11 protein-coding genes are annotated in these 14231 nt (G+C 57.2%); 1 reads left to right on the top strand and 10 read right to left on the bottom strand.

What is annotated here, in order from left to right; all coding sequences use genetic code 11:
* Positions 1–228: 228 nt before the first annotated feature.
* From tviB to ABNH18_RS02360, 6 genes are all read right to left on the bottom strand, one after another.
* Positions 229–1503: a Vi polysaccharide biosynthesis UDP-N-acetylglucosamine C-6 dehydrogenase TviB gene (gene tviB / locus ABNH18_RS02385; RefSeq protein ID WP_349381277.1), complete on the bottom strand. Its 1275-nt coding sequence runs from the start codon at positions 1501–1503 to the stop codon at positions 229–231.
* Positions 1504–1988: 485 nt separating this feature from the next.
* Positions 1989–4205: a polysaccharide biosynthesis tyrosine autokinase gene (locus ABNH18_RS02380; RefSeq protein ID WP_349381276.1), complete on the bottom strand. Its 2217-nt coding sequence runs from the start codon at positions 4203–4205 to the stop codon at positions 1989–1991.
* 127 nt (positions 4206–4332) lie between these two features.
* Positions 4333–4761: an arsenate reductase/protein-tyrosine-phosphatase family protein gene (locus ABNH18_RS02375; protein ID WP_349381275.1), complete on the bottom strand. Its 429-nt coding sequence runs from the start codon at positions 4759–4761 to the stop codon at positions 4333–4335.
* A 2-nt stretch (positions 4762–4763) separates the two neighbouring features.
* The gene (locus ABNH18_RS02370) at positions 4764–5891 is read right to left on the bottom strand and encodes a polysaccharide export protein (RefSeq protein WP_349381274.1); all 1128 of its coding nucleotides are present in this window, start codon (positions 5889–5891) and stop codon (positions 4764–4766) included.
* 20 nt (positions 5892–5911) lie between these two features.
* Positions 5912–7381 carry a capsule assembly Wzi family protein gene (locus tag ABNH18_RS02365; protein ID WP_349381273.1) on the bottom strand — a complete coding sequence of 490 codons (1470 nt, stop codon included), beginning with the start codon at positions 7379–7381 and terminating at the stop codon, positions 5912–5914.
* A 426-nt stretch (positions 7382–7807) separates the two neighbouring features.
* Positions 7808–8443, bottom strand: a complete 636-nt coding sequence (locus tag ABNH18_RS02360) for an SDR family oxidoreductase (protein WP_349381272.1) — start codon at positions 8441–8443, stop codon at positions 7808–7810.
* 296 nt (positions 8444–8739) lie between these two features.
* Between ABNH18_RS02360 and ABNH18_RS02355 the strand changes: the two genes are divergently transcribed.
* Positions 8740–9258: a lipocalin family protein gene (locus ABNH18_RS02355; protein ID WP_349381271.1), complete on the top strand. Its 519-nt coding sequence runs from the start codon at positions 8740–8742 to the stop codon at positions 9256–9258.
* 148 nt (positions 9259–9406) lie between these two features.
* On the opposite strand, the gene ABNH18_RS02350 is transcribed toward ABNH18_RS02355, so the two are convergent.
* The 4 genes from ABNH18_RS02350 to ABNH18_RS02335 form a co-directional block, all read right to left on the bottom strand.
* Positions 9407–10456 (bottom strand): BamA/TamA family outer membrane protein, encoded by a 1050-nt coding sequence (locus ABNH18_RS02350; protein ID WP_349381270.1) that lies wholly within the window; start codon positions 10454–10456, stop codon positions 9407–9409.
* Positions 10457–10527: 71 nt separating this feature from the next.
* Positions 10528–10779: a hypothetical protein gene (locus tag ABNH18_RS02345; RefSeq protein WP_349381269.1), complete on the bottom strand. Its 252-nt coding sequence runs from the start codon at positions 10777–10779 to the stop codon at positions 10528–10530.
* 241 nt (positions 10780–11020) lie between these two features.
* Complete coding sequence (gene pbpC, locus ABNH18_RS02340; RefSeq protein ID WP_349381268.1) at positions 11021–13342, bottom strand: penicillin-binding protein 1C; 2322 nt, start codon at positions 13340–13342, stop codon at positions 11021–11023.
* 99 nt (positions 13343–13441) lie between these two features.
* Positions 13442–13936 (bottom strand): REP-associated tyrosine transposase, encoded by a 495-nt coding sequence (locus tag ABNH18_RS02335; protein ID WP_349381267.1) that lies wholly within the window; start codon positions 13934–13936, stop codon positions 13442–13444.
* Between the last annotated feature and the right edge of the window lie 295 nt (positions 13937–14231).

The following is a 14231-nucleotide window of genomic DNA, read 5'->3' as shown; positions in this document are numbered from 1 at the left end:
GGGCTTCGACTTCGGCGGTTCGCCCACCCCTTTGGGGCATTCGCCTCTCAAGCGAGGCTCCTACATTTTTTGTGGGAGCGGTGGTTCCACCGCGATTTGCCGGTTTTCTGTCATTTCGCGGTCGGACGACCGCTCCTACAAGAGAATCGCTTGCAGGCATACCCTGACGAGCAGAGAGAGCTCCTGGGGTTTTGTCTTTTACTCATAGCTCAAAGCTCACAGCTGCCTTTACAACCGTAGGTCCACCTCCTCCTTGGGGAGGATGTATTTCAGATCATAGAGGACGTGCTCTGCTTTGCCGAAGCCGCGGATGTCCGCGACGCCCATGGCTTTGAACTGGTTGTGGCCGACGGCGAGGATAATAGCGTCGTAGGCGCCCTGCTCAGGCTCTGCAATGGGGCTGATGCCGTATTCGTGTTCGGACTCTGCCGCATTGATCCAGGGGTCGTGAACATCGACTTGTATATTGTAATCCTGCAGTTCCCTGACCACATCGACCACGCGGGTGTTGCGCAGGTCCGGGCAGTTTTCCTTGAAGGTGAGGCCCATGACCAGCACCCGAGCACCGTTGACTTGGATACAGCGATTCAGCATGGCTTTAACCAGTTCGCTGGCCACGTGGCTGCCCATGCCATCGTTGATACGACGACCGGAGAGGATGATTTCCGGGTGATAGCCGATTGCCTGGGCTTTGTGGGTGAGGTAGTACGGGTCTACACCAATACAGTGCCCGCCTACCAGGCCGGGCCGGAATGGAAGGAAATTCCATTTGGTGCCTGCGGCCTGGAGCACTTCTTCCGTATCGATGCCCATGCGACTGAAGATCATGGAGAGTTCGTTGATCAGGGCGATGTTCAGGTCGCGTTGGGTATTTTCGATGACCTTGGCGGCCTCTGCCACACGGATACAGGAGGCCTTGTGGGTGCCGGCGGTGATGATGGAGCTATAGAGCTGGTCGATCAGGTTAGCGATTTCGGGAGTGGAGCCTGAAGTCACTTTGGTGATGGTGGTAACTCGGTGTTCCTTGTCGCCGGGGTTAATCCGTTCCGGGCTGTAGCCGGCGAAAAAATCCTTATTAAACGCGAGGCCGGAAACGGCTTCGAGCACCGGAACACAGTCTTCTTCAGTGGCGCCAGGGTAGACGGTGGATTCATAGATGACGATGTCGCCCTTTTTCAAGGTCTTGCCGATGGTTTCAGAGGCCTTGATCAGGGGAGTGAGATCCGGGCGTTTGTGCTCATCGATGGGGGTGGGCACGGTGACGATATACACGTTGCAGGCTTTCAGAGCTTTCGGATCGGCACTGAAGGTAAGTTGCTCTGCGCTAGCCAGCTCTGCATCGTCCACTTCCAGGGTGGTATCGTGGCCGTTATTGAGGGCATCGATGCGCGGCTGGTTGATGTCGAAGCCAACCACCGGGCGGTGTTTCCCAAATTCCACCGCTAGCGGTAATCCCACATAACCCAGGCCAACAACGGCCAGTTTGATGTTTTCCAGTTCCATTTGGTCTCTCTTTACCTGATCTTTTTGCCCGCTGCCGGTGCCAATTTGCTGTTCAGTGTTCGTCACGGCCCTTGGGGCCATTACCGGGTTCGCGCCGCCAGCGACGCTCCTACGGAAAACCATCGCTTGCAGGCAAGCTCCCACAGTGAACCTTGCTGTTTGTCTTTGTGGGAGCGGTGGTTCCACCGCGATTTCCCTAGTGTTCTGCCATTTCGCGGTCGAACTACCGCTGTTACACAACATTGCCCTTCGGGTCTCTGCCTGCGGTGTTTCGCACCTCGAGAGGTGTTATTCGCTCCGCTCACCCCTTCGGGGCCGCACTTCGTGCGTTCCTTCGCTGCGCTCTGGTCCTACGTGGCGCACCGGATGTCATTGCCCGTTGCATCCCTCGTGGATCGCGCCGCCAGCGACGCTCCTACAGCGAGGCGAGTGCTGTTTTATCTTCCCTTGCTGCTTGTAGCTTGTGGCTTGTAGCTGCCTTTCGCTTAATCTGTGCTTTTCCCGTATTCGTAGGCGTAGTAGCCGTACTCATTGGTTGCGCGGCGTTCCATGCAGTTGAGGATGGCGCCTTTGATTTCCACCTTGTTCTGGGCGAAACGGGTGAGCGCTGCGTCCACTTCCTTGACTGAGTTTACGCCGAAACGCGTAACCAGCAGGCTGCTGCCGGCCAGCTGGCCGACGATGGCGGCATCGGTGACGGCCAGGATTGGCGGGGTATCCACCAAGATCAGGTCATAGTCATCACTGAGTGAATCCACTAGCGCCTTGAACCGCTCGTGCATGAGCAGCTCAGAGGGGTTCGGCGGGGCCTTGCCGCGGGCAATAAAGTCCAGCTTATCAATGCCAGATGACTGGATGATGTCTTCCCTGCTGCTTTGACCGGAGAGATACGCCGACAAACCCGGTTGACTGTCGGACTGGAAGTAACGGTGCAGATGGCCTTTGCGCATGTCCGCATCAATCACCAGCACCCGCTGACCAGTTTGTGCCAGCACTGCGCCCAGATTGGCAGAGATAAAGGACTTGCCCACTGCCGGGCCAGGGCCAGTGATCATCAACACCTTGTTGTCGGCATCCATCGTCGCAAAGTGCAGGCTGGTGCGCAGGCTGCGCAGGGCTTCGATGGCCAGATCGTTGGGATCATCCAGGGCCAGCAGAGGTATGGACGCTGCCTCAGATTGTATTTTCCGGGTTCTTCGCTGCTTGATGTTGACCAGCTTGTTGGCTTTGACCTGTTTCTCGGACAGCGGAACCGTGGCGTAGACCGCCACCCCCTGCTCTTCCAGTTTGTCTGGAGACTCAATACCTTTATTTAGTAGTGCCCTTAGCAGGACAATACCCGCCGCCCCCATGCCACCCAACATCATGGCAATGACTGCAATCAGCGCCTTCTTCGGCTTGATGGGAGCCGGTTGCACCAGGGCCTTGTCGATGATGCGCACACTGCCCACGGTGCCCGCCTTGAGAATGCGCAGCTCCTGGGTCTTGTTGAGCAGGCCCACATAGATCTGCTGGGTGACTTGAACATCCCGAGTCAGGCGAAGGATTTCCTGCTGGGTTTCCGGGAGCTCCTTGATTTGGCTATCCAGTTTTCTTTTCTGCTCTATCAAAAATGCCTTTTGGCGAAGCAGACTCTGATAGGAAGGATGCTCCCGTGTAAAACGGGTGGCAATTTCACCCTCTTTGGCTTTCAGTTCATTGATTCTCGCCTCAATGGAAACACTTTGCTGCAGCACGGATTGGGTTTCCATACTCAAATCCACGGATTCGCTTTGCAAACGATAGGCGTTGAGTTTCTCTTCAAATTCGGTGAGCTTGTCCTTGATCTTGGGCAGCTGCTCAGCGAGGAATTCCAGGCTGTTTTCCGCTTCAGCGGAACGCCTCTCGACATTTTGCAGCAAATACACTTCGCTGATGGCATCCAACGTGGTTTTAATGCGCTCTTTGTTGGGGCCAGTCATGACCAGACTGAGCATACCAGACTCACCGACCCGTTTAATTTCCAGCGCCCCCCGGAGCTGGTTAATCGCTACCACATCCTGCTTACGAATAAGCTTTAAGGGTTCATTGCCATACTCCCATTCCCCCAGGACAAGGCGAATTCTTCCTTCTTCACTTTCCAGTGGCTGCCCGCCGGGGGCCGTTGCAACAAGATCTTCACCTAAGTAAAGCGCAGGCTGCCCCTTGAGCTCAGTGAGGAGGAATTCTCTTCCTTCCAGCTCTTCAGGAACGGAAAAGTTCACAACACTGACAAACGTTTCGCTGTCTCTGTAACCCGCAAAGAGAGGACGAGGAAGAAATGCTGGCGCAGGATCTGGCGCGGTGAAACGACCAATGTAGGGTTTGCGATCAGGAGCTACAACAATGTTCATTTTCAATTGTTCAATGACATCGCCCAGCACCATTCTGGATCGTAAAATCTCAATTTCAGCACTGGCAGATTCTTCCTTGGAAAAAACCTTGTTCAACTCAGTCAAACCAGGAACACCGCCCTTTTTTTCAATCTGCAGCAGGGTGTCGCCTTGATAGATCGGAGTGGCAAACATGCCATAGAACGCTCCCAACACCAGCGCCAAAAGCGCGGTGCCGATAATCAGCCACTTGTTGTCCAGCAGCAGGCCGAAAAAGTAGCCGAAATCTATGTCATCATCGGTGGCTTGGGGCTGCTGGTAGCGCTGTACGGTAGTGCTGTTGTCTGCCATTCGTTATTTGTCCGTTGTGGTTATAACTGTAGGTGTTCCGCTTGAGGGACGAAGGGTTTTCTCTTTTTCTCTCTATAAATGACCCTCCGGCCAACGCCTTTGGAGGTTCGTGCCTCAAGCGGCGCTCCTACAGTTTTTTTGTCCATGCCCTGGTGGCCGCTTCCATCATCGGATAGATCCGTTCGTACGCACCCCGGCCACGTTTGTAGGGATCGGGAATGTCATGTTTGCCATTCCAGTGGGTCAGCAGGAAGGTCTTACCACTGGCTTCCGGAAACTTCTGGCATAGCCGATCTTTCTGGCGACCCTCCATGACCAGGATCAGATCACTGTCGCGACACATTTCGCTGGTGAGTTTGCGGGCCACATGCTCACCACAACGGAGACCATTCTGTTCGGCCACCGCTCGGGCTGTAGGTTCCATATCCTGGCCTTCCAAGCCAACCAATCCCGCCGACGATATGGTCAAGCTGGGTTTGTGCAGCCTGAGCATCGTTTCTACTGTGGGGCTGCGACAGATGTTGCCGTCGCAAATCACAAGGATTCTCTCAAACATAGTTAATCCGCCAGTGATTCCTCAGTACGCGCCCCAAGATACAGCGCGCTTACGGAGGGCAGGATCAGGCTAAGCACTCTGTTCCATTTGGCCAATGGCGCCGCAGTAACATAAACAATATCCCGTTCCTGCAACGTAAAACTGTCCGCCAGCACCAAAGCCGCGGCATCCTTTGCGTTCAGCTGGTAAATATCAATACCATGATCCGCTGCCACCGGAGCCTTACGGAAAACGAAGACGCCGGACGCATCCGACTGGCGCTGATTCAGGCCGCCGTTCTCTGCCAAGGCTTCCGCCAGCGTTATACCATTGCGCCCCATCCGCAAAGAGGTAGCTTCACCCACCTCCCCCAGTACGAACACCTTGGCATCTGTCACCGGGTTTACGTTGATAACATCATTGGGCTGCAACAGAACATTTTGACTGGTATTGCCATATTGATAGATATCACGCAATGAAAGACGGTAGTCTTTGCCATTGCGGGTAAGAACGACGCTACTCCAATCGGCAGCCTCGGTAAGACCTCCGGCCGCACCGACCGCATCTATCAGCCGAGTCGGCACGTTTGTTACAGGAAACAGGCCCGGTTCATCGACTTCACCGGTGACATAGATTTTCTTGTGCCGAAAGGCCGCGACCGACACATCGACTTGTGGATCTTCGATGTATTTAGAGAGTCGCTGGGTAAGCATGTCTCGTATTTCCGTTACCCTTTGCCCTTTGACACTCACAATACCGACATACGGATAGAAGATAGTGCCGTCGTTGTGAACCCAGTTGCCTGATTCTGCTGAGCTGCGCAGAGATCCCGCAGGAATAGTCAGCTCGGGATGATCCCAAACGGTAATTTGCAGCACATCCCCTGGGCCGACCAAATAGTGGTAGTCCTCATCGGACAGATCAATCGCTTCTGGGACCCCCCTGTCGACAGGATGTATATCCTGTTTTTTCAAAATGGCGGTCCCAATAGAATGCACTTTCACCACATCGGGCAAGGGCTCGCCTTTGGGCGAGTCATCGTCATCAATAAACCAGCCAGGCGTGGGAGAATGGTAGGACCCGGGGACAACAGTACAGCCTGCCAACATGGCAAGCAGGCTGACAGCCAGACATTTCCCGAAATGATTCATAGATACCTGCATATGCTGTGTTACCAGTTCACGTGGCGGGTCCACTGAAGGCCGGCGGTGAACCGCTCCCGCTCTTCGTATGTCACTACGGGTTCATCCGTAGCAGAAAGTAGCCAGTTCAGGCGGCCACCCAGGAAAGGGTGGCCAATGCGCAGCTCGGCCAGGGTGATGTCTTGCTCGTCAACGGCTTGAAGAATAGCGTCACCGTCTTCGGTGATGACCGCGCGTGTCCCACCTTCTTCATTTAAGGTCGCTTGCGAAAGGCTGAGCGCGACCGCCACGTCGTGGCGGAAAAACTGCTGAATGCCGAGGGTGATGGCCTGGGCGTCGCCTTCCCAGGTGCTGGCCAAGTTGCGGCCATGGTAGCGGAAACCACTCTTATAAGTGCCATGCTCGTACATGACATTGTGGCGGCGGTCACTAAACCAGCTGCCGGCAACCGTATCGGTGGCTTCGACAAAGAAACGCTGGGAGCCCTTACCCCAGCCGGTGACCACATCGACGCCAGCCAACGATGATAATTTGGAGGGCAAGCCCCCGGCTTCGTCTTCACCCATGAACTGCCCATAGATACCGAGAGGGACATTGCCGGGATTCAGAGACAGGCGAAAATCCATACCCGCGATTTGATTACTGGGGTCTTGGCCTTCCTCTAGCCCGGATGTTTCACCATTATCGCGGCCTATCAAGGCGTTCCATAAGGCGTCGAAGTCCTGCGGGCGCCCTTCACCGCCCCATTGCGCCAGACGCGACAGGCCGATTTGCAGGGAATCCAGCGGCTTGAAGACAAAACGTGCGCCGAGCAGGCGGGCATCGGGCACGGCACGGTCTTGCTCCAGCTGACCGGCGATCAGCTGCAAATCCCAGGGGCCAATCCAGCTGAGCCAAGGGCTTTCCGGTGCCAGCGGCATTTGCCTGGACAGCCACAGGCCGGGAACCGGGCGGGCGTTGTTGGACAGGGCCAGCGAGCTTTGCCAGCCCGGCCCCCACCAGCGATCAATGGCACCAACGCCCAGCTGCCAGTTGCCGATGATGCCGGCCAGGTAGGTGTCGTCCAGGCGCACATATTGGCTGTCGCGCTCACCATCCACATAGCCAATGGTCAGCTGCCCGGCCCAGCGCTCGCCCATGCCGTAAAGTGCCACCTGGCTGCTGAATTCGTCTTCTACCTGGGTATCGAAGCTGGTGTAGAGCGGCTCCTGGTTGGCGCCACCGAGCTCAATAGAAACACCACGGGTGCTTTTCTGGGCCTGGTGGAGGGCGTTTTCGAGGAAGGCCGCGTGCTGGTTTTCGCAGCGTTTGGCCTCGGCCTCCGGGAGGCTATGGCGGGCCAGGCGATAGCTTTTCATCAGCGCGGCCCAGCTGATGGGCCAGCTCAGGGTCACACCGTCCAGGCAACCCTGGGACTGGAGCGCTTCGATATGATGGCGTGCAGACAGGTCCCCGGCAGGAACCCAGGGTGAGACGGCCTGTGCGCTGGCGGCGGACATGAAGGCAAAAGCTCCAAGACACCAACGGGCGAGCTGAGACAAAAACTGCACTTAGGACATCCTATCCATGTGTTCTGACAGCGAAGGGGCAAATCATGCTACTTTTTTTTGTCATCTATATGACAAGCAGCGGCATTTTACAGCTTTTTCCCCTAATGCGAATGGGTTTCAGCAGTAACTCTACGTAATTCATACGTATTGGTGAGGCAGGCCTTTTAATACCTAGGGTTAAGGTGAGGAAAGGCGCAGGGCTTTTGTCTGACAATCGGGGAAGAGGAGGGAAAGGGGAAGAACTTCGCGCCTGAATGTCGGATTACGCCTTTCAGGCTAATTCGACCTACTCGAAAGGCTGGGTTTTGTAGGTCGAATTTACCCGAGGGCACAGAGAGGCCGAAGGCCGTAATCCGACATTGCACTTGGCGGCCATCAGAGGCGTTGCAATGCATCGCGAATGGGCGTGTCACCAGTGATCAGGTCGAATTCCCGGTTTCGGATTTCCATTCGAGCGACTTCTGCCAGCACGTTCGCCACGTCTTCGCGGGAAATTTCCCCAAAGTCGTCCATTTTCTCTGCCAGCTTGATTTTGCCCAGCGGAGGCTCTTCGGTGAGCCGGCCGGGACGGACGATGACGTAACCCAACCCGCTATCGCGCAAGTGTTTGTCGGCGTTTCCTTTCGCTTCGAAATAGTGACGCATTTTGTCGGGACCACTGCTTGGGTCGTCTGCACGCATGGAACTGACCATGATAAAGCGGTCCGTCCCCTGCGCTTTTGCCTGATCCACCAGGGAAATGGCGCCATTCTGGTCCACGTCGACGGTTTTGTCCGGGCCCGTGTGAGGGCCAGAACCGGCAGTAAAAATAACGGTGTTTTGCCCTTTCAGGGCCTCGCTGCAATCGCCCTCCAGGTCGGCCACTACCACATCTGCGGCGCCCAGCTCCTTGAGTGACTGGGCTTGAGCTGCATCGCGCACCATGGCGGTGACGTGGATGTTGTCTGCTGCCAGATGTGAAATCAGCCGGCGACCAATTTTGCCGTTTGCGCCTGCGATAAGAACGTTCACGCGGGTCTCCTTTTCCGGTTCGGTATTAACAGGGGTTGTGATGACGTGGAGGACTTTCAAGGGTAACGGGTGTGTGTAGATCAGATTTACCCAAGGGCACAGAGAGCCTGAAAGGCGTAATCCGACATTCAACCTCTGGGACGGCAGCGACATTGAATGTCGGCTTACGGCTACGCCTAAGTCGACCTACAAAAGAACAAAATGGCGGAGTGTGCAGGCGACGGTAACGCGACTGGCGCCCAGCTTCACCTGGTGTTGCACCGGTTGATGCGATGCTCCGGGTTATGGAGAGACCTATGCGCCCAATATTGTTGATAGTGAGCCTGATTATGCTCAATGCCTGCCAGACCACGCCGACTGCCCCGATTGAGGTGGCTGACAACGTCGATCTGGACCGATTTATGGGCCAGTGGTATGTGATCGCCAACATCCCCACTTTCCCGGAAAAAGGCGCCTATAACGCCATAGAGACATACCGTCGTGTGGGCCCACAGGAGATCGCCACCACCTTTACCTTCCGTAAAGATGGCCCCGACGGTGACCTGAAGACGATGACGCCCACCGGCTTTGTCAGCGACGAAAATCCTGCCATCTGGAAGATGCGCTTTCTCTGGCCATTCAAGGCGGATTTCCGGGTGCTGTATGTGAGCGAGGATTACCAGACTACGATCATCGGTCGGCAGAAACGGGATTACTTGTGGATCATGGCGCGCAGTCCGCATATAGATGAGCAGACCTATGCGCACATGCTGGATATCGCCCAGGCGCGAGGATACTCGCTGGATAAGCTGCAGAAAGTGCCGCAGGTGTGGTGATGGCTATCGTCTGGGCTGATGTCGGATTACGCCTTTCAGGCTAATTAGACCTACCGGGAAGGGCCGCAGGTGTGGTGATTACTTTTGTAGGTCAGGTTAGCCTAAAGGCGTAACCTGACAGCCCCGGCCGGAAAGAAGCTAGCGGGCGCTAGAAGCTTTCCCCCAGCTGAATAAAGAAAACCGTATCGTCTTCCGTAAACGCCACATCCACGCCGATGTGCAGGGGCTTGTCGCGGGTGGTTTGCCAGCGCAGCCCGGTGCCGATGCTGTGGGCGGTTTCGCCATCAAAAATCTGCTTATCACCGTTATTGACCCAGCCATAGTCGTAGAACCCGACCCACACCCAGCGCGGCAAAATGGAATAGCGCCCTTCGATGCTAGCCTTCAAGGCATCGTCATCCATGTACTCCCCGCGATTGTAGCCACGCACACCCGGTGACGCCTGATTAAAGAACGGGGCCCGACCGGAGGTATTTTCCAGGGCGGCATTGGTGGCCAGCACAAAATCCGGAAGCAATTGCCGGTAGTGACTCAGGCTCAACCGGGTTTTGCCATAGTCAAAATCACTGCCCAAGGCGTCACTGAAATCGAAGTAGGTGGCGCTGAAATTGATACCTTGGGTGGGGAAATAATGGTTATCGCGGGAATCGTAGGTAAGCACCAGCCCCGCTCCACCCACGGCAATGCCTTTGCTCAGCCCCGGCAACACCGGGCGTAGCCGGTCAAATTCCATGGCCACATCACCTTCACCGTAGATCAGTGCCGGGCCCAGGAACCAGTGATCGGAATGCGGCAAACGCCATTGTGCCCGGGCAAAACCCATTGCCATGTCGATGGTGTAATCCAGCGGATTGTTAGCGAAAAAGCCCTCGCCTCCGGCACCGTAATATTTGAGTTTTAATGAACCGGTGCCGGCCGCCGCCGTTACCCGTAAGCGGTCATTAAACAAATAATCCTGATGGAAGGCGCCGACGACCCAGCTGTCCGTGTCGGTATACATCGCCCCAAGGCCACTGGTGGGATTAGGGCTACCGTTATCATCACGGGAGGGGTGCAAGTACAGGGTCGCCAGCTGCAGGCCGGTTCCCATGGTGGGGTTGGACACCGGGATCGGTGCCACGACCCAGTTGCCGGTTTCCAGGTTGGGGCCACTGGCGCCCTTCTCCACGTTGGAGACGAACGCATCGGTCTCGGTCACGGCGGCCCTGAGTGACGCAGGCAACAACAACACAACACACACTGCCGGCCAAAACAGGGGGAGCCTTGCTCTCATTTCGCCGCCGAGATCCGCATGAATGGGGTGCCGTTGAGCGTCGCAACGGGGGTTAACGGGCTTGCTCGATTAGCATCGATAACATCGTTAATACTGCTGTCGCCGGAGGACCGGACGATGCCATCCAGTGCCCTCGGCATACCGCCATCGGCAATGCGAATGGCTTGCCTCTCATCTCCGCATTGCCCGGCTTTGGCACCGCACAGGGCGCAGTAACCGTTACTGGTGTGAAAGTGCAGGTGCTTCACCTTTAGCCCCGCTCCCGTTCATTGTGCAAGGAGTCCTTGTTTATCAGATTAACGGCAAAAAGGCGCGGTGGATGTGTACAGCCATCTTGATTCACTGCGCCCGGATGGTTTGTCGGATTACGCCTTTCAGGCTAATTCGACCTACTTGAAAGGTGAGTTTAGTCGATCGAATTTACCCAAGGGCACAGAGAGGCCGAAGGCCGTAATCCGACAATAAACACAGATCAAAGCCATTTTTTCGTTACTTGCCCAGTACCTTGAAGCGCTGCTTGAGGCGAAAGCCCTGATCATCCACCAGCGTCAGGGTATGCCAGCCGGGCTCGGCGGTGAGTGCCCATTCGTGGAAATGCCCGGTCTCTCCCAGATAAGCAGAATCCAGATGCCAGTACAGCGTGGCGTCAGCCCGTTGATGGACTGCACGAAATACCGCCCGCCCCAACCGGCCATTCAGTTCCACCGGAATATAAATCGCCGTGCCAGCATGGGGGTAAATCAACGCCATGGGCGGTGTGCTATTCATGGCCCGCGCGCCCGCCAGGCAATCGTCGCGCCAGGTGGGTAGCGGCCGATAGTGCGGGTGGCGGCTCTGGTAGAACCAGGCTTGGCCCGGCGGCAGAACGAACCAGTCCTGGTGGCGCATGGCACTGACCGGTTCGCACTGGCTATGAACCCGCTGGCCGTTTTCATCCAGATGCACACGCACGTGATACGGGGTTACCGTTTCGAAGTGGCTATGCAATGGGGCCAGCCGCTCCACGGTGGGGCAGCGGCCGCCGGCCAGGTAGCCATCGTCGCTGCATACGCGCACGGTTTTCAGATCGGCCAGTGGCGGTTCTGGCCAAGCCGCCGGCCCCAGCAGGCTGAACACATCCAGCATTAGCGGCGCCGCCGTGGCGGCGCCGCCCAGGCTGGGGGCAGGTTCGCCGTTACCGTTGCCTGCCCACACGCCCACCGTGTAACGCCCGTTACTGCCGATGGCCCAGGCGTCACGCAGGCCATAGCTGGTGCCGGTCTTCCAGGCGATGGGCTGGCTGGAACTGAATAGCCGCCATTGGCGCGCGGTGCCGGGGCGCGCCACGTCACGCAGGGCATTCAGGGTCAGCCAGGCCGCCCCCGGGCTGAGCACAGGGGGCTCGGCTTCTCGCCCCGCCAGCGGCGGTTGCAGCGTCGCCACCGGGTAGGATGGCGCCTGCATGGCGCTGGCAAACAAACGCGCGTAAATGCCGGTGAGTTCATCAAGCGTGCCTTCTGCTCCGCCCAGCACCAGGGTCAGGCCATAATCTTCCGCACTGCGGAACAATGTTCCCATGCCCATACGCTGCAATTGGCTGTGAAAACGGCCGAGGCCGTATTCACGCAACATGCGCACGGCGGGAATATTCAGGGACTGACTAAGGGCCTGATGGGCCGGGACGGCGCCACGGTATTCGTGGTCGAAGTTTTCCGGGCTGAAGCCACCGTAGTTGGTGGGCAAATCGGGCACCAGGGTGTCTGGCAATAACAGGCCATCATCCAGCATTAATCCGTACAACAAGGGCTTGAGCACGCTACCCGTGGAGCGCGGCGCGCGGGCGATATCCACGGCAGCACCGTATTCGCGAGCGTCGCCGTGGGTCATGTTGCCCACATAGGCCCGGGTGGCCAGCTCGGTGTGGTCGATGACCACCACGGCCACGTTATGCACGCCCTCTCCCGCCAGCCGCTGGCCATGCTGGCGGGCCAGTTCGCGCACCCGGTGTTGCAGGTCGGCGTCCAGGGTGGTGTGGAACAAGTGTTGATCGCTGTTGGCGGTGAGTGACGTGAGCAGGTGATTGGCACTGCCGGGGAGTGGCCGCGGCGCATCGGGTAACGGTTCCAGCAAGGCCAATTTCAGGTCGGTGGCTGATAGTTCGCCCTGTTCGTGCAAATTTTCCAGCAGCGTATTGCGTTTGGTCAGCAGGCGTTCGCGGTTTCGGCCCGGGTGAATCAAGGCCGGGGCATTGGGCAGCACCGCCAGCAACGCCGCTTCCGCCCAGCTCAATGCCGCCGGTTCACGGCCGAAATACCGCCAGGCAGCGGCACGCAGCCCGACGATATTGCCGCCAAACGGGGCGCGGCTGGCGTACTGGATCAGCAAGTCGTTCTTACTGAACTGCCACTCCAGTTGCAGGGCGAGCAGCGCTTCGCGGGCTTTTTCCGGCAGCGTTCGGGGAGGATCATCACGCAGCAAGCGCGCCAACTGCATGGTGAGCGTGGAGCCACCACTGACCACCCGCCCGGCGCGGGCATTGAGCCAGGCGGCGCGAGCAATGGCCAGCGGGTCTATGCCGGGATGGGCGAAGAAACGTTTGTCTTCGTAGCTCAATAAGGCTTGGCGGTATTTGTCCGGCAGGGAGTCCACCGGCACGAAACGCCATTGTTCATCGGTGGCGATGCGGGCGCCGAGCAGGCGCTCGTTGCGATCCAGCATCAGCGTGGCGTAGGGGGTGTTCGTGAGCCGCTCTGGCAGGGGCGAGAACTGCAGTGCGGCGACGATCGGCACGGCGGTGATTAGCAGGGTCAGGAGGATGTGTCGCAGGCTCATTGTCGGGTTACGGCCTTCGGCCTAACACGACCTACCATCAGGCATGTAGGTCGAATTAGCCTGAAAGGCGTAATCCGACATTCGGCGCTCAAGTTGCTATTACTCGTTACCGGTATTGTCCGGCAACAAGGGGCTGCCTCCCCAATCAATCGGATACCGCCCACGGGCCACATCCCGGCGGAAACTGCTGTAGGGCCAATCGGCGGGTTGGAGGACGTAACCATGTTTTACCGGGTTGTAGTAGATGTAATCGGTATGGGCTTGCAGATCACTTTCATCTCGAAGGGTATGTTCCCAGAAGCGTTTTTGCCAGACGCGAGTGCTGATTTGGCAATGTTTAGTGACGGCACCTTTGATTAAACGCCAACGGGTTGAGAAATCATGATCTTCTCCCGGCAAGGTCCAGATGCAGTGGAGATGGTCCGGCAGGATAACGATGGCGTCGATGCGGAAAGGATGGCGTTTTTGTACGGTTTTAAAAGCGTGGCGTAGCGCGTTGATCGTGGTATCGGTGGTCAAAACCGGTTTGCGTTGATGGGTAACCACGGTGAAGAAATAACAACCTCCGGGGAGGTAATAGCGCCGGTAGTGCATGTGAGTCCCGTCTTTTCGGTACATGAATTGACGAGTATTGGCGCGATGAAGGAGGCAAACGAGAAGGGATGCGCGCAACCCAAGGTAAGCAATGCCCTCGCCGTGTACGTCGGATTAGCCTGCAAGGCGTAATCCGACATCGGGCATTTGCTGCGAGCGACGAGGCCGGATGTCGGGTTACGGCTACGCCTAACACGACCTACACATCGGGAAGCCCAGAAGCCCGTCGCGGCCTTTTCCCGTAGGTCGGCTTAGCCTGCAAGGCGTAAGCCGACATTGGGCATGTGCCGCGAGC

Origin of the sequence: Alcanivorax sp. (genome assembly GCF_040118815.1) — a bacterium.
Taxonomy (GTDB): domain Bacteria; phylum Pseudomonadota; class Gammaproteobacteria; order Pseudomonadales; family Alcanivoracaceae; genus Alcanivorax.
Note: the sequence above shows the minus strand (reverse complement) of the source record. Positions and strands in the feature narration are given on the sequence as shown.